General features: G+C 42.3%; 17 protein-coding genes. 1 reads left to right on the top strand and 16 read right to left on the bottom strand.

Annotated elements, in window-relative coordinates; genetic code table 11:
- The first annotated feature begins 20 nt into the window (after window positions 1-20).
- Window positions 21-287 (top strand): 30S ribosomal protein S20, encoded by a 267-nt coding sequence (rpsT, locus tag B2863_RS03610; RefSeq protein WP_010200097.1) that lies wholly within the window; start codon window positions 21-23, stop codon window positions 285-287.
- 155 nt (window positions 288-442) lie between these two features.
- Here the strand turns inward: rpsT and B2863_RS14720 are convergent, their stop codons facing one another.
- The 16 genes from B2863_RS14720 to cgtA form a co-directional block, all read right to left on the bottom strand.
- Window positions 443-1279: a histidine phosphatase family protein gene (locus B2863_RS14720; RefSeq protein ID WP_296207559.1), complete on the bottom strand. Its 837-nt coding sequence runs from the start codon at window positions 1277-1279 to the stop codon at window positions 443-445.
- 159 nt (window positions 1280-1438) lie between these two features.
- A complete protein-coding gene (locus B2863_RS03600; protein ID WP_296207556.1) occupies window positions 1439-2236 on the bottom strand; it encodes a metallophosphoesterase in 798 nt (265 codons plus the stop codon).
- Between the two features lie 225 nt (window positions 2237-2461).
- A complete protein-coding gene (gene pyrF / locus B2863_RS03595; protein WP_296207554.1) occupies window positions 2462-3160 on the bottom strand; it encodes an orotidine-5'-phosphate decarboxylase in 699 nt (232 codons plus the stop codon).
- Window positions 3161-3263: 103 nt separating this feature from the next.
- A complete protein-coding gene (locus tag B2863_RS03590; RefSeq protein WP_102091942.1) occupies window positions 3264-3671 on the bottom strand; it encodes a lipopolysaccharide assembly protein LapA domain-containing protein in 408 nt (135 codons plus the stop codon).
- 62 nt (window positions 3672-3733) lie between these two features.
- A complete protein-coding gene (locus B2863_RS03585; RefSeq protein WP_296207551.1) occupies window positions 3734-4039 on the bottom strand; it encodes an integration host factor subunit beta in 306 nt (101 codons plus the stop codon).
- Window positions 4040-4363: 324 nt separating this feature from the next.
- Entirely contained in the window at window positions 4364-6052 is a 1689-nt protein-coding gene (gene rpsA, locus B2863_RS03580; protein WP_057759193.1) for a 30S ribosomal protein S1, read from the bottom strand.
- A gap of 307 nt (window positions 6053-6359) precedes the next feature.
- Window positions 6360-7127: a (d)CMP kinase gene (cmk, locus tag B2863_RS03575; protein ID WP_296207550.1), complete on the bottom strand. Its 768-nt coding sequence runs from the start codon at window positions 7125-7127 to the stop codon at window positions 6360-6362.
- A 189-nt stretch (window positions 7128-7316) separates the two neighbouring features.
- Window positions 7317-7841 (bottom strand): tRNA adenosine(34) deaminase TadA, encoded by a 525-nt coding sequence (gene tadA / locus B2863_RS03570; RefSeq protein WP_296207548.1) that lies wholly within the window; start codon window positions 7839-7841, stop codon window positions 7317-7319.
- A gap of 27 nt (window positions 7842-7868) precedes the next feature.
- Window positions 7869-8606 carry a uracil-DNA glycosylase gene (locus B2863_RS03565; protein ID WP_296207546.1) on the bottom strand — a complete coding sequence of 246 codons (738 nt, stop codon included), beginning with the start codon at window positions 8604-8606 and terminating at the stop codon, window positions 7869-7871.
- A gap of 181 nt (window positions 8607-8787) precedes the next feature.
- Complete coding sequence (locus B2863_RS03560; protein ID WP_296207544.1) at window positions 8788-11328, bottom strand: AAA family ATPase; 2541 nt, start codon at window positions 11326-11328, stop codon at window positions 8788-8790.
- Window positions 11329-11965: 637 nt separating this feature from the next.
- Complete coding sequence (locus B2863_RS03555; protein ID WP_101206289.1) at window positions 11966-12361, bottom strand: ATP-dependent Clp protease adaptor ClpS; 396 nt, start codon at window positions 12359-12361, stop codon at window positions 11966-11968.
- 166 nt (window positions 12362-12527) lie between these two features.
- Window positions 12528-13394: a hypothetical protein gene (locus B2863_RS03550; RefSeq protein ID WP_296207542.1), complete on the bottom strand. Its 867-nt coding sequence runs from the start codon at window positions 13392-13394 to the stop codon at window positions 12528-12530.
- A gap of 103 nt (window positions 13395-13497) precedes the next feature.
- Window positions 13498-14565, bottom strand: a complete 1068-nt coding sequence (gene argC / locus B2863_RS03545; RefSeq protein WP_238053197.1) for an N-acetyl-gamma-glutamyl-phosphate reductase — start codon at window positions 14563-14565, stop codon at window positions 13498-13500.
- Window positions 14566-14685: 120 nt separating this feature from the next.
- On the bottom strand, window positions 14686-15837 hold the full coding sequence (gene hemE, locus B2863_RS03540; protein ID WP_296207537.1) for a uroporphyrinogen decarboxylase: 1152 nt from the start codon (window positions 15835-15837) through the stop codon (window positions 14686-14688).
- Between the two features lie 92 nt (window positions 15838-15929).
- Window positions 15930-17102, bottom strand: coding sequence for a glutamate 5-kinase (gene proB, locus B2863_RS03535; protein WP_057759177.1), 1173 nt, complete (start codon window positions 17100-17102; stop codon window positions 15930-15932).
- Between the two features lie 77 nt (window positions 17103-17179).
- Entirely contained in the window at window positions 17180-18385 is a 1206-nt protein-coding gene (cgtA, locus tag B2863_RS03530; protein ID WP_057759175.1) for an Obg family GTPase CgtA, read from the bottom strand.
- Between the last annotated feature and the right edge of the window lie 114 nt (window positions 18386-18499).

Genomic DNA, 18499 nt, shown 5'->3' with positions numbered 1-18499 from the left:
TCTTTATCAAGGAGATACGCGTGGCTAATACTGCACAAGCTCGTAAACGCGCCCGTCAAAACACCAAACGTCGTCAGAACTCTGCGTCACAACGCTCTATGGTTCGTACTTACTTAAAACGTGTTGATGCGGCTATCGCAGCTAAAGATTATGACGCGGCTACCGAAGCTTACAAAAAAGCGGTACCAGTTCTTGATCGTATGGCTGACAAAGGTATTATTCATAAGAATAAAGCTGCTCGTCGTAAGAGCCGCCTAAACAAAACAATCAAAGGCCTACAAGCTTAAGATTTGTATTGGTTAGACCGCATTTCGCTTTTATAGCGTAATGACTAAAACCTTGTCACTGGTTCTAATACCGTGGCAAGGTTTTTTTATGCCTATTCAAAACGTATTCAATGAATAGCGGCTCTATCAACTCATTTCAATGTTTAAACAAAACATTAATTCCACTGCACTTCTGGCGGCAATAGCAACTTGCTAGGATGGTAACCAGCTGCACGATAACCGTCTAACAATGAACTAATCGGCCGAGTATATACCTGACCTCGCCAAATAAAATGCGCACTCGCTTGATCAAATGGCTTATCATCAAACCATAAAAATACGCCTTCCATCATTTTCGGCCAATCATTCCAATCAATCTCTATCACATCGAACATAACTGCTAAGAACGCAGATAGCAATGTATCATGACTCACAGCAAGCATCAGATGGCCATGCTGCGGCTGATTCTGGTAAAAAAGCGACAGGATATCCAAACCCCCTTGATAGGTGTTTTTAGTCCCTTCGAGATTGCCTTGCAAAAAACGATTAATAAAGTTCAGCACACCAATTTCTTTGAACACAGGATTGGCTATTTCAGGCTCAGTAACAAGACTGCCAGGCTCAACTAACAATGATTGATGCGTAATGTCACGCCGTAGTCCTGCCCCCTCTTGCATCAGCTGCGCGGTATCGATACAACGCCCAATGGGGCTGGAGATACTATCGACGTCGAGCGAATATGGTAGATGACCTGATAACCAACGACCCCAAGACTTTGCCAGTATACGGCCTTTAGGAGTCAACGGTAACTGATAGCTGGCAAAACCATTACCATCAGAGCGCTCGCGTAAAGAGTGCCTAGTAAATAGTATCAGCCGCTTATTTTCAGGTAATAGGCTAACGGAGGAAATCATACTATCTGGTAGGTGCGAAGGTGCAGGCGCGCTTGGTGTGTGACTCGCAAGCTTGTCAGCAGATATTTTGGACAGGGTGTTATTTAGATATTTACTCATGACAGCAAGCCTAGCAGATTTCTTATCAGGAATGAACCGCAGACAAATCTAGTTGCAATATATCTTATTAAATATTCTGAACTCTTTCAAAAAGACGCTTTATTCAAAAGAGTCTATACCTAGAATAAATGAAGATTTGCCAGATATTTACACACGATCCTAGCCAATATCAATGACTTTGTCCCACGCGAACTCTAGTGCAGTACTACTGACCTCATTAGGATAGGCTCGTGGATTGACAATCACTCGCGTATTACCAAGTTTATAATCAAATGCTTCATGAGTATGTCCATGTACCCATAGCATCGGTGCCCAGTCTTCGTGCATCCATCCTGAAAAGTCACTGACAAAAGCTGCATTACTCGGTAGATTGGCATATTTTTCAGACACCGATAATGCACTGACACTATGATGACTCATGACTACTGTTTTTTTACCAAGTTTATGAGATTCCATCAAAGCTTGCTGTAGCCACTGACGATGCTCCGCATGAATCAGCATAGATACTTCAGGCGAAAACAGTTCGTTACCTGCGTAAATCTGCTTGTAGTCACGCATAAAATGCCTAGCAGCAGCCATGGTGTCTTCGTTAGCATGATACTGATAATCTGTCCAAAGCGTACAACCTAAAAGGCGTATATCACCGATATCGATATGCTGACATTGTAAGACGCGAACGCCTTTTTTAGACGCAGCATCATAGTTATCCCAAGTTGCCAGTTTATGGTCAAAGCTCAATACGTCTTCATCAAAGTATTCATGATTACCAGCGATAGTAATCAGGGGAACTTCTAAGCGCGCTGCCTGTTCTTGCAACCACAGCATTCCTTTGTCGCTATTAGCAGTATCCCCTGCTACTAACACTAAATCTGCATCGGTTTTAGGAATATGTCCAACGGGGTGCGATTGACGTGCATAACTATCAATATGTAAGTCACTCAATATCTGTAATTTCATATTATCCAACATCACTTAGTGGCGTTATTATTAAAAATCTAATTAGCGATAAACACTCATAGCAGTACTACTGATATTTAGCTAAATGAGCGTTTTTAATATAGTTATTATATTTTAGAAAGGTTGTAAGAATAAATTTAAGTAGTGTAGCAGCTTTTCCTCGACCATCAAAAAGTAAAAAGACAGCCATTTAGGCTGTCTTTTTTTCTTAACATTTATTCAAACTTAAATACTTTGAAGTATTGTCTGTAGTTTAGCAGCAGGGTCTGAGGCTTGAGTGATCGAACGGCCAATGACTAAATAATCAGAACCGTCTATTAGCGCCTGACTGGGTGTACAGATACGTTTTTGATCATCTGCATTATCTTCTGCTAGGCGAATACCAGGCGTCACCAGTTTAAAATCCTGACCACATAATGCTTTAAGTGCTTTTGCTTCTTGAGCCGAGCAAACTACCCCATCAAGACCAGCTTGCTTGGTCAATTTTGCTAATCGGCTTACTTGGGTATCTAAGCTATCAGTGATGCCTGTTTGCATCAATGCTTCACTATCCATAGAGGTCAATACGGTAACTGCGATGAGCAAGGTATCAAGATCTCTATCTAGCAAACGCTGTTTTGCCAACGACATGGCCTCTAACCCTGCGCTAGCATGGACATTCACCATCCATACACCAAGCTCAGCGGCCGCCAATACTGCTTGAGCAGTGGTATTCGGAATGTCATGAAATTTTAAGTCTAAGAACACTTCAAAATCACGTTGATGTAATGCCTTGATGATATCAGGGCCACAACGCGTAAACAGCTCTTTACCGACTTTCAATCGACATTGAGATGGATCTAACTGGTCAGCTAGCGCTAAAGACGCCTCTACCGTCATATTGTCTAGAGCGACGACAACTGGAGAGTTAATTACATTATTCATGGTTTTACCATATATTTTGAGTTATCAAAGTATTGTATTTGAGGTCAGTACTGCGTTCGTTAAGCTATCACCTAGCAGATCACCTAAAAGCTCACCTAACAACTTAATCTCGTCTACGCTTAGACAGAGTAGAGCCTTCAGTTAGGCTAGTTGCGTCACTACTTTGCACATTAGCAGCAGAAGCACCATAAACAGCTTCATCTACTGTTGGCGCGCTTGCTTGACGATCGATGACCGTATTGGCTTGAGTCAGTTGCTCTTGCAGGTTTGCGTTTGCTTTTTGCAGACGTGAGATTTCCCACTTATTTTGCAGCACACGAAAGATAAGCAATGCTAGTAAAATACCAATAACAATACCTAGCATCAAACACAAAATAAGTAGCAACCCTAGATTCATCGTAGGTGCTTGTGAAAACAGTAGGTTGACTCCGACCTCAGTATTATTTGCCAATACCAAACCAAGTGAATAGGCAAAGCTCAAGAACAGCAATACAAATAGTAGAAAGCGCATGAGACAGTTACCTCAGTTTGGAATGATAAATTTTGACGGTTAGATAGCCAGTGCTGGTTTGATTAATCGTTTGCTACCGTATCATTTACTGCTTCGCGTAGAGCCTTACCTGGCTTAAAATGTGGAATCGCTTTAGCCGGTACAGGTACGCTTTCACCTGTCTTAGGATTGCGTCCCATACGGGCACGGCGGTGATGTAGACAAAAACTACCGAATCCGCGAACTTCGACTCGGCCATCATTGGCTAAAGTATGGGTCATCAAGTTTAAGATTTCACGCACTGCGTCATCAACCACGGTGTCTGCCATGTTGTCACAGTTTGCACTCAAATTACTAATAAATTCGGATTTGTTAATCGCTTGCTGCATTATTACGCTTGCCTTGTTGATTGATGGATAAGCTGATGATAAGTCAACGCTCTATAGTACGTAAATGCGTTTATATAACTAAACTACATATACTGACCCTTTGAAAACTAACATTCAGAATCATATTATGACTATAAAAAGCTTATAACTATCATCTCGTTACTCAATGGTGCAAATGATAGCGGATATTAGCGTAAATGGGAATAAGAGTTTGCCCATTTGGCTAAAAACCTCTATTACTAACTGTGTTAATAAAATCTAATCATAAAAAAAAGCGACCGAAGTCGCTTTTTTTATATTACTTTTATATCAATAGTTTGCAGCTTACTGCATTTGCTCTTTGATCAAATCACCAATAGTTTTTGGCTGTGCATCAGAACCTGGAGCAGCAGTAGTGTTGGTGCTACCAAGATCTTTAATCGCTTGACGCTCTTCAGCTTCGTCTTTCGCTTTGATAGACAAGTTGATGTTGCGTGTTTTACGATCAACACTGATGATTTTCGCTTCAACGTCATCACCAACAGTCAGATGCTTAGTTGCATCTTCAACGCGGTCACGTTGGATTTCAGAAGCACGTAGATAAGCTTCAACTTCGTCAGCAAGTTCGATAGTAGCGCCTTTAGCGTCTACTTCTTTTACTTTACCATTAACGATAGCACCACGGTCATTGTTGACTAGGTATTCGTTGAATGGATCAGAGCTTAACTGCTTCACGCCTAGGCTGATACGGTTAGCTTCTGCATCTACAGACAATACCATTGCTTCAACGGTGTCGCCTTTATTGTAGTTACGGATAGCATCTTCACCAGTTTCATTCCAAGAGATATCAGATAGATGAACAAGACCATCAATACCACCGTCTAGACCGATAAAGATACCGAAGTCAGTGATTGATTTGATAGTACCAGTGATTTTATCACCGCGCTCATGTTTCTTATCAAACTCATCCCATGGGTTAGCTAGAGTTTGTTTGATACCTAGGCTGATACGACGACGTTCTTCATCGATATCAAGAATCATTACTTCAACTTCATCGCCCACTTGAACAACTTTAGATGGGTGGATGTTTTTGTTGGTATGATCCATTTCTGATACGTGTACTAGACCTTCAATACCTTCAGAAATCTCAGCGAAACAACCATAATCAGTCAAGTTGGTTACGCGAGCTTTTACAACACTACCTACTGGGTAAGTGCCGCCAACGTTATCCCAAGGATCAGTACCAAGTTGTTTTAGACCTAGGCTAACGCGATTGCGTTCACGGTCAAACTTCAATACTTTAACTTTTAGGTCTTGGCCAACTTCAACAACTTCAGATGGGTGCTTGATACGGCGCCATGCCATGTCAGTGATGTGCAATAGACCATCGATACCACCTAGATCAACGAACGCGCCGTAATCAGTAAGGTTCTTAACGATACCTTCGATCTCGATGCCTTCTTCAAGCTTGTTCAATAGCTCTTCGCGCTCAGCTGAGTTTTCAGCTTCCATAACTGCACGACGGCTAACAACAACGTTGTTGCGTTTCTGGTCAAGTTTGATGACTTTGAATTCTAGCTCTTTGCCTTCAAGATGCGTTGTATCACGGATAGGACGTACATCTACCAATGAACCTGGTAAGAACGCGCGTACTGAACCGATATCTACAGTGAAACCGCCTTTAACTTTGCTTGAGATAATACCTTTAACGATTTCATCGTTATCAGCGATTTTTTCAAGGAAGTTCCAAGTTTCAACACGTTTAGCTTTCTCACGTGACAGCAAGGTTTGACCCATGCCGTTATCAACCGCTTCAACTACGACATCAACGCTATCGCCAACTTCAACTTCAAGTTCGCCTTCTTCGCTTAAAAACTCTTCACGAGCGACGATACCTTCAGATTTAAGACCAGTATCTACTGTGATCCAATCGCTATCGATGGCCACAACAGCACCTGTAATAACCGAGCCACGCTCGATATCTAGGCCCTGCTCTTCAATGCTCGCTTCAAATAGTTCAGCAAATGATTCCATTATGTCTACCTTTGTATAGCCGTATCCTGTCCAGCACAGTACGGATCAAATTTATGATTGTATAGAACGAAATGCTGGTTTTATATCCCATGCAATCATATAAAAAAACGTTTGTTGATAGCGAGCTCATCATAATAAAAACTGACTAACAACAACTGTCTTATATCGAATGCAATATATTGACTAAACTAAATTTTTCTTACTGCTTTAATAAAATTTAACTTAACCGTATTATTTTATACTAAAACAATGATTAATAGGAAACTTTTTAGTACTTAATATGTTGTTTTTACTAGCTATTAAATGACTAACTAGTGAAAAATACACCTTTATCTTGGCAATGCTTTTTGACTTGCTCATATACTGCATCAGCATTAAGCGCTGAACTATCAAGTAATAATGCATCTGCCGCAGGCTTCGATGGCGCTGTACTGCGATTTTCATCACGGTCATCACGCTCTTTTATCGTCGCTAAAATCGCCTCAAAATCTGCTGTTTGACCAGCGTTCAATAACTGAGTCACACGGCGCTTTGCACGTGCTTCAGCACTAGCCGTCAAAAACACCTTAACATCAGCATCTGGAAAAACGACCGTACCCATATCGCGACCATCAGCTACTAAACCAGAACGAGTGGCCATATCTTGTTGTAATTTGAGCAATGCTTGGCGAACCTGTGGAAAGACAGCTATCTGTGATGCATAGCCTCCGACCGTTTCATTGCGTACTTGCTCACCTACTGCTTGTCCATTAACAATGATATCTACACGTCCTGAGTCATTGTTCGGTACAAACGCTATCTCCAAGCTTTCAGTCAATGCTAATACAGCATCTTCGTCAATTGGTTGGCTGGCATCTGCGCTGATTAAACCCGCTTCAAAGGCTTTTAGCCCAACAATTCTATAAAGCGCACCAGAGTCTAATAACTGATAGCCTAACATTTGTGCTAGACGCCATGTGACCGTACCTTTACCAGCGCCACTGGGACCATCGATACAAATAACAGGATAGCGTACTGATGAGGTATGGCTATCCTCTGTATTGAGTAAAACATTATCAGGTGTAGAACTGGTCATAATACTTACTCAATAATATGCGTTACTTATATCGCTTATCGTATATCATTAATAAAACAATATTTATTCGTATGTTAAGTCTTTAATAGCCCATTAAGATGAGTGCTATCAAATAGGGCAATATTATAGCAAAAAATCATCGTGACCACTAGCACCAAGACTGATATCTTGTTTATTAGTATTTTGAGTTTACATAGTGGCTTTATTCTTTTTCGCCGCTTGCCTACGCTCACGAAAGAATGTCTTAAGTATTTGACTACTATGCTCGCTGCATAATCCATTGTAGGCTTGAATATTATGGTTGTAGAAAGGTTGCAGTGATAAGTCCATTTGACTACCAACCATCCCAGCACGCGGTTCACTCGCTGCGTACACCAACTTGTTCACACGCGCATGGATTAATGCACCGATACACATTGTACAAGGCTCTAAAGTGACATATAGAGTAGTCTGTAGCGGCAGTCGATAGTTTTCTAAACGCGTACAGGCGTCTCTCAATGCAACTATCTCTGCATGAGCAGTAGCATCATGGCTGCTAATAGGTTGATTAAACCCTTGACCGATAATCTGCTGTTCATGCACCAATACCGCACCTACCGGCACTTCTCCTTGCTCAGCACCTTGCTTAGCAAGTTCAATTGCTTGTTGCATCCACTTAGCATCTTCAGCTAACCAAAAGGTACTGGCCTGAATATTTAAAGATTGGTACGGCATTAAGCTTATATTCTGTATATTTTGCATTTATTGTGGTAGTTGCCAGTCAATTGGAGTTTGGCCATACTGCACCAAGTAGTCATTTGTTTTAGAAAAAGGTTTAGTGCCAAAGAAGCCACCACGGTTTGCCGCAAGTGGTGATGGATGTACCGCTGTCAAAATCAAATGCTTATCCGTATCGATATACTTACCTTTCTTCTGAGCTTTACTACCCCACAAAATAAACACGGTATGCTTCGTCTGTTCATTGACGGCATCGATGACAGCATCAGTAAACTGTTCCCAACCTTTATTTTGATGACTGTTTGGCTCGCCTTCTCGCACAGTCAGTGAGCTATTAAGCAGTAAAACGCCTTGCTGCGCCCAGTATGTCAAATCACCATGCGCTGAAGGGCGAATACCAATGTCATCTGCCATCTCTTTGAGCAAGTTATTTAGTGATGGTGGCTTAGGAATGGCTTTAGGAACAGAAAATGACAACCCCATAGCCTGACCTGGACGATGATAAGGATCTTGGCCCAAGATTACCACTTTGACTTGCGATAACGGCGTGAGGTTAAGCGCATTGAACATCAATGGTGCAGGCGGATAGATACTATCATCCGACTGATAGGCTTTCTTTAAAAATGCGCGTAGATTGTCCATATTCTCAGACGTTAATTCATCTGCTAATGCCGTTTTCCAATCCTCTGGTAAACGGACATTGTCTAGAATCGCTTGCTTTTGTTCTGGAGTCTTGGTTATCGGTTCATCGAACAGTTCCATAGTGTGTCCTTTTTATACTTGTTATCTTGTTATAAGTTCCATAGCTTCGTTAAAGCCAGCTTACTGTAAATAATCATACTAACAAAAAAATGGTATGCGCTTTGTTGATGAATTATAGCAATAAAAAAACGGCTACCGCTGTAATACGGTAGCCGTTTTTCTGACGTCAACATTAAACGACTTAGCTAGCTAGAGACTCAGAATCAGGATGCGGTTCATGAGTTTCAACAACTGTTAGAATAATACGACTATCAGCTGAGCCTTTGTCTGACACCTTATCAAGCTTCATCGTATCATTCTCTTGAGAATCATCGTCTTTAGGCTCTAAAGTCAGATGTACGACACCGCCATTGACCAAATCACCAAACAAAATCATACTTGCCAACGGTTTTTTGATTTCATCTTGAATCAGACGTTGCATCGGACGTGCACCCATTAGACGGTCATAGCCTTTATCTGCCAAGTAGTCACGTACATCATCATCAATCTCTAATGTCACTTGCTTATCATCGAGTTGCACTTGCAGCTCAACTAAGAACTTATCGACAACTGATACAACAACTGACGTATCTAGAGGGTTGAACTGAATAATAGCGTCTAAGCGATTACGGAACTCTGGTGTAAAGACACGTTTCAGCGATTCTGTATTATCACGGCTATGGTCTTGTTGAGTAAAGCCCATTGACGAGCGACTGATACTATCAGCACCAACGTTCGTTGTCATAATAACGATAACCTGTTTAAAGATGGCCACACGACCATTGTTATCGGTCAACGTACCATGATCCATAACTTGTAGTAACAAGTTGAAGACATCTGGATGCGCCTTTTCAATCTCATCAAGCAACAACACACAATGTGGATGCTGATTGATTTTTTCGGTGAGCAAACCACCTTGATCATAGCCAACATAACCTGGAGGCGCGCCAATCAAACGTGATGCCGTGTGCGCTTCCATATACTCTGACATATCAAAGCGTACTAATTCCACACCTAGCAGGTTCGCTAACTGACGCGATACTTCTGTTTTACCTACACCAGTTGGACCTGCAAACATAAATGAACCAATTGGCTTATCTGGTGCTTTTAATCCTGCACGTGATAGCTTGATAGCATCAGCCAACGTGGCAATTGCCTCATCTTGACCAAACACCAAGTGCTTAAGATCTCGATCTAAATGCTCAAGGATACTCTTGTCATCACTCGATACAGATTTGGGTGGAATACGGGCTAACTTAGCAATAATAGCCTCGATATCAGCAACATCGATTTTCATCGGTGGCTTTTGACCTTTTGATAATTTCACACCATCTGCTGATTTAGCACTATCGCTTGCTTTCGCAGTCGCTGCTTCATCCTGCATTTCATTATCTGTATCACCATCGATACCCTCGATATCAGCATCAATATGCGCATCAAAATCTTGCTCTAAATCAGCAATGAAACTTTCTTCCGCTTCGATATCATCAACATCAGGTACCACACCTAAGCGCTTATACGCACCTGCTTCGTCAATTACGTCAATGGCTTTGTCAGGTAAAAAACGCTCATGAATATGTTTGGCTGATAACTGTACCGCTGTGACCAACGCTTCATCCGTATACTCAACATTATGAAATTCTTCATAACGTGGTTTTAGACCGCGTAGGATATCGATAGTGTCATCCACACTGGGTTCTTTGACATCGATTTTTTGGAAACGACGTGACAATGCATGGTCTTTTTCAAATACTTGGCGATACTCAGTAAAGGTTGTTGAACCGATACAACGTAGCTCACCGTTAGCAAGCGCTGGCTTGATAAGGTTCGATACGTCCATATTGCTGCTCATAGATGAACCAGCACCAATAATCATATGAATTTCATCAATAAAAAGAATAGCATTTGGTTTTTTCTTCAGCGCATCAAGCAATGACTTCATGCGTTTTTCAAAGTCACCGCGATACTTAGTTCCCGCAATCAATGAACCGATATCGAGGCTATAAATCACGCAACCATTAAGTGGCTTCGGTGCTTTGTCGTTAATGATTAACCATGCCAAACCTTCAGCGATAGAGGTTTTACCTACACCAGGCTCACCTACTAGCAATGGGTTATTTTTACGACGGCGGCATAGTACTTGGGCAGCACGTTCAATCTCAGAGGCACGACCAATCAAAGGATCTGTTTTACCTTCGGCAGCTCGCTGGTTTAGATTGGTTGCAAATTCAACTAAGGGATCTTTACTGGTCTTTTCAGAGGCACTACGGCGCTCAGTACCTGCAGAACCGCGTGATTCAGATGGCTCTTCTTTATCTTGGCCGTGTGATAAATACTGGGTTAGCTCAAGGCGACTGATACCTTGTTTTTTAAGCAAGTAGACAGCATAGGTATCATGTTCTGAAAACATAGAGACCAAAATATCAGACCCTTCAACCAAACGACCACCACCGATCGATTGCACGTGAAAAATAGCACGTTGCAAGATACGATCAAAGCTTTGAGTCGGCTGCGGTGACTGTTCTGTATCAGCATCGATAGTTGGCGTGTGTTTATTAATATAAATCTCAAGCTCAGTACGCAACGCCGAGACATTAGCATTACAAGCAGTCAACGTATTAGCAGCATGAGTGTTTTCTAATAAGGCCAAAAGCAAATGTTCAACAGTGAGATACTCATGCGATTTTTGGCGCGCAAGCGTCATTGCTAAACGTAGAGAAACTTCAAGATGACGACTTAACATAACAACTTCCTACGGTTATATCTATCTTTATAATTGATAGTTTTATGAATGAGTTAGTAAGTAAATCAGGGCGGTAGATGAATTGTTCAAGGGCTATATTCGTATTATTAGAAGTCATGAATAAATGAGGTGAGCGGTAGACTATTGATTAAATACTATAATCTCGCTATCAGCCAACAGTAATCATAACTATCCATGGCCGCTTTTCTTTATATCAACACGATACTTCGACGGAGTCAATCTATTAACACAGACTAAAATGTATCAAAGCGTGCTACAAGCTAGTAGCGACAACCTTAATAACGAATATTAAATGTTGAAAAACTGATTAGATAGAAAGAGAGATTGATGTTTTAGAAGCTAGTAATGACGTGGTTTTAGCAAGTTCAACGGAGATACTTAGTCTAAGACTATTGAATAGGATTCTCTAATAGATAGGGTTATTTGCTATAGAAATCAAGGCCCTATGGATAATAAATCTATTTTAAAATATTCTACTTGTATATAAGAGGAGTGACTGAAAAGTCAAAAAAGCTCACTATAAAGGTGAGCTTTGATATGAATTACTGGGAAATAAAGAACAGTAGGTAAAACTTTAATAGAGCCATATATTAGTACAAGAAACTAATAAATTGCTCTACTCGCCTTGATGCGGTTCGATTTGAGTTAATAACGGATAACCTTCACGATGTGCCAGACTATTTACTTTTTTGGCCTTGGTCTCGGCGATATCTTTGGGATAAATGCCAGCAATACCTTTGCTGCTATTATGAATAGTCAGCATAATCTCGACCGCAGAATCCATACTATGACGAAATTCTGACTGCAATATGTATACAACAAACTCCATCGGCGTGTAGTTGTCATTGTACATAACGACCGCATACATAGGCGGTTTGGCTACTTCAGGCTCTGCGACCAATACATCTGCTTGCGGTGACGTTTCACCATCGGTATCACCGTCTTGTGCACGATGAGCAGGCATATTGGGAAAGTGCCAATCAGCAACCGTTGGCGTGGCTTGTGATATCATTTTTTTCATCATAATCAAAATATAATTATAAGGTAAGTTTAAGATAGAAGAGGTTGTTAAGGCAGGCGATAAGGCATGGTATAAAGCACAACCACTAATTAAGGTCATTGTGCTTTGATTTCAACCACAGCATCGTCACTGAGTATTTCATTAAGACATGAGGTAATTAAGGTACGATAGGACTTTCATCAACTTCTGGTAAATCTAGGAGCGATGGTAGCATGTTATCCACACTATCACCGAGCTTCCAGTCATACAACTGCTCTACTTTCTGACCACCAGCTTGCAAAGTCAGTTTGGCTTGCAATGGTCTAAAGCCTGATGGCATTACAAAGCGACCACGTATCCGAACGATACCTTCGATCATATGGTATGCAGGGTCAAGAGGTACTTCTACAAGATCATCATTGTTAAGTAGCGTTAATACAGGCCTCAAGCGTTTGGCCTGACCATCGCTACTGAGCATCCCGATATCAAAACCATACTCAAAAGCATTTTCAGGTAGTGGAGAAATTTTGGCCCCTAATACCTGTAAAGGCATACCACCTTTCTCACGGATGGCATCTGAATATAGCTCATTGAGCTGTGACACTTGTTTATTTTCTACCGTCAATTCTTGCTGGCTTTCACGCAACTCTTTTAAATTAGCCAAACTGATAGCCAGTTCTTGTTTGGCAGTTGACGCTTGGTTAGTAGCTATCTTATTGCTAAGGCGCAAGTCTTCTAGTGCTTGTGTCGCTTCAGTGCTATCAATAATTGCTTGCTTGGCTTCTGTTTCCATCGAATGAAGGCCACGTTGGTAGCCAAGCTTATGACCAAATATTAGCCCAACCACCGCTGTCACTAATACGGCTACAACAAACAGTGCCAATACCAATGTAGAAGCACCGCGTTGTGAGCTAGCAATACCACTTATCGGGACATTATTATTTCTAAAGCAATGCTGTTTGCGCTCCAAGCTAGGTATAACCGAGTCTTTGCACGATAGACGTGCTGGCTGTGAGCAAAAGCGTAGTACGAGCTGAACACGCATTTAGACAGTATCTCTTAAGGGTAAGGGCAAGTCATTATAGCCGAATTTATAATCAATACCTAGCACCGTAAATGTGAATGATTGGAATATGAAGTCGTTGATATTAAGGAACAATCGGTGCAAAGTTCAGCCCCATTGACTCATCAAAACCGAACATCACATTCATGTTTTGCACAGCCTGCCCAGCAGCACCTTTGACTAAGTTATCTTGAACGACGATGACCGTTAGCTCAGCGCGCTCATTGTCCTGATGTACGGCAATGCGTAGACGGTTACTAGCGCGAACACTGCGCGTATCGGGATAAAGCCCCTTTGGCATGACATCAACAAACAACTCTGACGCATAGCTATTTTCAAACGCTTGCTGCCAATCGATAGCCGCACCAGCATCGGTCAGCTCCATATGAATAGAGCTGAGCATGCCACGAATCATCGGTACTAAATGCGGCAAAAAGCGAATACGGTGCGTAAATTGACTGTCTAATAACTGTGCAACACCCTGCTCAATCTCTGGTAAATGACGATGGCCTTCGACACTATAAGCCTTAAAGCTATCTGTTGTCTCAGCATAATTGAGTGCAAGTGATGCTTGACGACCTGCGCCAGATACACCAGATTTTGCGTCAATGACAATACGAGACTCAATCAAACGCTCTGCTTGCTTATTCTGAGCTTCGATAATTGGTTTTAGACCCAAAATTGCAGTGGTTGGATAACAGCCTGGGTTACCTACTAGTAACGCATTCGCAAGCTTGTCACGATTGATTTCTGGTAGACCGTAGACTGCTGTTTTCAACAGTTCAGGACAAGCATGTGACTGTTTGTACCAGTGCTCAAAGTCAGTCAATGACTGCAAACGAAAATCAGCAGCCAAATCGATAACCTTAACGCCAGCTTGGGTAAGCGCTTCGGCTTGCTTCATTGCTACGCCATGCGGAGTCGCAAAAAACACAACATCGCATTTTTGCAATGCAGCAAGCGTATTATCACCCAAGTCGCTAAAAACGATGTCAGACACACCGCGTAGGCTTGGAAAGATTTCATCAGCACGAGTGCCAGCTTCGCTACGAGAAGTTAATAAATCAATAGAAACCTCAGGATGAGCAGATAATAAGCGAATGAGCTCAATACCCGTATAGCCTGTACCACCGACGATCGCTGCTGAAATCATAAGACACCCTTTTCTTGGTAAATACTAAATATGCACTGATAGATTCTATATTTGCTTATAACTTATGCAGTTCTATAAATTATACAGTTCCACAAATGCGAACAAAGACAGAATCAGTCTCTAAATATTCTGACTCTTAATTTTATAGTCGTGTACTGCATCCACAAACACTTTGGCATTGTCAGGGTTAACCCACTGGGTGATACCGTGACCTAAGTTTGCTATGTAACCAGTCTTTTCACCGTCAGCGTAAGCACGGTCAAGCATGGCGTTCACTTCAGAACGAATTGTCGCAGGCGAACCGTATAATGTCGCTGGATCTAAGTTACCTTGGATAGCCTTGCTGTTTTGCAATTTTTTATGCTTCTTGGTCAACTGACGCTGACTTTCAGTCAATACTTGACGCGCACGATCAATCGGCATCGTCCAGTCTAGACCTAACACGTCCGCTTCGCTGTCAGCCTGAATATCAAGCCATAACCCACCACCTTTAGTGAATAGCACTACAGGTACTTGTGGATGACGTTCTTTTAGTTCAGCGACAATACGTTTATTATAAATGTGTGAAAATTCGATAAATTGACGATGGCCTAACGCCCCGCCCCAACTATCAAATATCTGAACAATTTGAGCGCCAGCGACGATTTGGGCATCTAAATAGTCAATAACTGACGTCGCCAGCTTGTCTAATAACTGATGTAAAAAATCAGGGTTACTATATAAGAAGCCTTTGGTATAACGATAATCCTTCGAGCTACCGCCTTCTATCATATAAGTAGCCAACGTCCACGGACTACCAGAAAAACCAAATAACGGAACTTGACCATTCAATGCTTTACGAATGCTGGTTACAGCTCGCATGACATAGTCTAGAGAGTCATTTGGCTCGAGCACTGGCAATCTATCAAGATCAGCCTGTTCGCGGATAGGGTGTTTGAACTTAGGGCCTTCACCCGTTTCGAAATACAAGCCCAGTCCCATCGCATCAGGGATAGTTAGAATATCACTAAACAAAATAGCAGCATCTAAGTCATAGCGACGCAATGGCTGTAGAGTCACTTCAGTAGCGCGGTCTGTATCTTTGCACAGACTCATAAAGTCACCCGCTTCAGCACGAGTGGCCTTATATTCTGGCAAATAGCGACCAGCTTGGCGCATCATCCATACCGGTGTGGTATCGATGGGCTCAAAACGTAATGCACGTAGCAATCTATCATTTTTTAAAGGTGCAAACTGTTGCTGAACCGAGTTACTACCGTCTGAAGCACTCATGTACAAATCTCCAAAACAGCACAATATCCATATTTATAAATGGATATTGTGCTGGATAAAATAAGTTGAATAAAAAAGGTTATATGAAAGCGCTATACAGTTAATGCAAGATTGTCGCGGTGTACCATGACGACACGTTCTTCGCTACTGCCAAAGATCTTATCGAACTGTTCAGTACGCTCACGAGCGACGCGGCGCGCATCATTCGATGAGAAGTTTACCTGCCCGACGGCTATACGTTCGCCCGTATCTTGGTGGATGATTTCTACCACATCACCTTCATCAAACCCACCTTGCACTTCCACAACACCCACTGGCAATAAACTTCTATTGTGCTCAGTCAATGCTCTTGCAGCACCTGCATCGACGACCAAGCTACCTGACATACGTAGATGCGCAGCTAGCCACTGTTTACGCGCGATGATTTTATCTTCGTCATTAGTCGTCAGCAATGTACCTACCGCTTCACCTGACACCACACGGGTGATAACGTCATCGATAGCACCGCTGACGATAACAGTAGGACAACCACCCATTGCTGCAAGGCGTCCAGCACGGATTTTGGTCAACATACCACCGCGTCCAAGCTTACCGCCGTCTCCTGCAATATCAAATAAATAATCCGCCATTGCACGTTCTTGGCGAATCATCTTAGCATCAGGATTATCACGTGGGTTATCAGTGAAGACACCTTCTTGATCGGTTAAGATGATGTACAAATCAGCATTAACCATCGCGGCTGCCATCGCACCCAAGGTATCGTTATCGCCAAATTTAATTTCATCAATCGTGATGGTATCGTTTTCATTAATAACAGGTAGTACGCGCCATTCTAATAACTGTGTCAGCGCACCCGTCGTATTAAGATAACGACTACGATTAGACAAGTCATCATGAGTTAGCAGTAGCTGCGAGCTTTGAATACCATGCTGAATCAAAGCTGACCACCATGTTTCAATCAATCCCATTTGACCAATAGAAGCACAGGCTTGTAGTGCTGCTAGTTTCTTAGGACGTTCCTCAAGGTTCATACGTACCACACCTTCAGCAACAGCACCTGATGATACCAGCAGTACCTCAACGCCTTTTTTGTGCAGCTTAGCAATTTGCTTTGCCCACTCATATATGGCAGTACGATCCAGCCCTCGACCGTTATTGGTTAATAGTGATGAACCAATTTTGACAATAACGCGCTGAATATCAAAGTTGCGAGTTTGCTTAACAAATCTTGCTTCTTCCATCGTGTTTGCTATGTCATCTGCCATATAAACTCCTTTTTTCATATCAATTGATTGTAGGGATTAAATTCACAATTCAAGTATAACTGCTCAAGCATACTAGCTTAAGGAACGTACATTACCTCAACGCCATCGTCATCATCGTCGTCAAAATCAGACGCATCCAAGCCTTCACGCGCCGCTTTACGAGCTGCACGATATGCTTCACGCTGTGCTTCAGTGTTCAGACGTACTTCAGCTTCCAAACGCTCAAAACGTTCTTTTTGTGCTTCAGCGAAGATAGGATCTTCTATTTCACGCTCACGCTCAAGTTCGATATCATTCATTAGATGATATTTGACCGCATCAACGCCTTCACCAGTTAGCGTTGCCGTACGGAAGACCATACCAGTCCAACCAAGCTCTGCGACAATATGAGTACAAAGCGCATTCAAATCTTCATCATTGACCTGATCGATTTTGTTTAATACCAAAATCTGCGGCAAGTTGGCCAATTCAGGAGAAAAACGCTCAAGCTCGTTTAAAATAACACGGGCATTCTCGACTGGGTCGCTGCCATCAACAGGCTTAACATCAACTAAGTGTAGCAGACGACGCGTACGCGCAACATGCTTCAAGAAGCGAATACCAAGTCCGGCGCCTTCCGATGCACCTTCAATAAGACCAGGAATATCTGCCATCACAAATGAGCGATGACGACCAATATCGACCACACCCAAGTTTGGTACTAGGGTGGTAAACGGATAATCAGCCACTTTTGGTCTAGCAGCAGAGACTTGACGGATAAAGGTCGATTTACCAGCATTAGGCAAACCAATCAAACCAACATCAGCGACTACTTTTAGCTCAAACTTAAGAACTTTTAGCTCACCTTCGAAACCTGACGTCGCTTTACGCGGCGCTTGGTTGGTCGAGCTTTTGAAATGAGTATTACCCAGACCACCGTCACCACCTTTAGCAATCAGTAGTGTCTGGCCGATCTCAATCAAATCGCCCAATACTTCGTCTGTCTCGGTATCAACTACCGTCGTACCAACTGGTACTGGTAAATAAAGATCATCAGACCCTTTACCTGAACAGTTTCTACTATGGCCGTTCTCAGCACGCATGGCGTCATGACGACGCGTATAACGATAGTCAACTAGGGTATTAGTGTTGTCTTCTGCAATGACATATACATCTCCGCCCTTGCCGCCATCACCACCATCAGGTCCACCACGTGGGACATACTTCTCTCGGCGAAAACTGGCGATTCCGTTACCACCGTCACCTGCTTTTACCGTTACGACGGCTTCATCAATAAATCGCATCTTACGTTCCTTAATTCACAATCCAGTCTATAAACTGGTTACAACCAACGGTTGTATTTTGGGGTTTTGCTATGTTGTTGCGTCAAAATGGACACTGTATAAATACTACTTTTA

Origin of the sequence: Psychrobacter sp. UBA3480 (genome assembly GCF_002377945.1) — a bacterium.
Taxonomy (GTDB): Bacteria; Pseudomonadota; Gammaproteobacteria; order Pseudomonadales; family Moraxellaceae; genus Psychrobacter.
This window is presented reverse-complemented; position numbering and strand designations above follow the sequence as displayed.

Bases quoted from the DNA above. Each gene is read 5' to 3' on its own strand.
- cmk (WP_296207550.1), bottom strand. From the start codon at position 7,127: ATGACCAGTTCTACACCTGATAATGTTTTACTCAATACAGAGGATAGC.
- B2863_RS03565 (WP_296207546.1), bottom strand. From the start codon at position 8,606: ATGGAACTGTTCGATGAACCGATAACCAAGACTCCAGAACAAAAGCAA.
- cgtA (WP_057759175.1), bottom strand. From the start codon at position 18,385: ATGCGATTTATTGATGAAGCCGTCGTAACGGTAAAAGCAGGTGACGGT.
- rpsA (WP_057759193.1), bottom strand. From the start codon at position 6,052: ATGGAATCATTTGCTGAACTATTTGAAGCGAGCATTGAAGAGCAGGGC.
- tadA (WP_296207548.1), bottom strand. From the start codon at position 7,841: ATGCCGTACCAATCTTTAAATATTCAGGCCAGTACCTTTTGGTTAGCT.
- proB (WP_057759177.1), bottom strand. From the start codon at position 17,102: ATGGCAGATGACATAGCAAACACGATGGAAGAAGCAAGATTTGTTAAG.
- B2863_RS03555 (WP_101206289.1), bottom strand. From the start codon at position 12,361: ATGATATCACAAGCCACGCCAACGGTTGCTGATTGGCACTTTCCCAAT.
- B2863_RS03560 (WP_296207544.1), bottom strand. From the start codon at position 11,328: ATGTTAAGTCGTCATCTTGAAGTTTCTCTACGTTTAGCAATGACGCTT.
- hemE (WP_296207537.1), bottom strand. From the start codon at position 15,837: ATGAGTGCTTCAGACGGTAGTAACTCGGTTCAGCAACAGTTTGCACCT.
- argC (WP_238053197.1), bottom strand. From the start codon at position 14,565: ATGATTTCAGCAGCGATCGTCGGTGGTACAGGCTATACGGGTATTGAG.
- pyrF (WP_296207554.1), bottom strand. From the start codon at position 3,160: ATGAATAATGTAATTAACTCTCCAGTTGTCGTCGCTCTAGACAATATG.
- B2863_RS14720 (WP_296207559.1), bottom strand. From the start codon at position 1,279: ATGAGTAAATATCTAAATAACACCCTGTCCAAAATATCTGCTGACAAG.
- B2863_RS03590 (WP_102091942.1), bottom strand. From the start codon at position 3,671: ATGCGCTTTCTACTATTTGTATTGCTGTTCTTGAGCTTTGCCTATTCA.
- B2863_RS03585 (WP_296207551.1), bottom strand. From the start codon at position 4,039: ATGCAGCAAGCGATTAACAAATCCGAATTTATTAGTAATTTGAGTGCA.
- B2863_RS03600 (WP_296207556.1), bottom strand. From the start codon at position 2,236: ATGAAATTACAGATATTGAGTGACTTACATATTGATAGTTATGCACGT.
- B2863_RS03550 (WP_296207542.1), bottom strand. From the start codon at position 13,394: ATGCGTGTTCAGCTCGTACTACGCTTTTGCTCACAGCCAGCACGTCTA.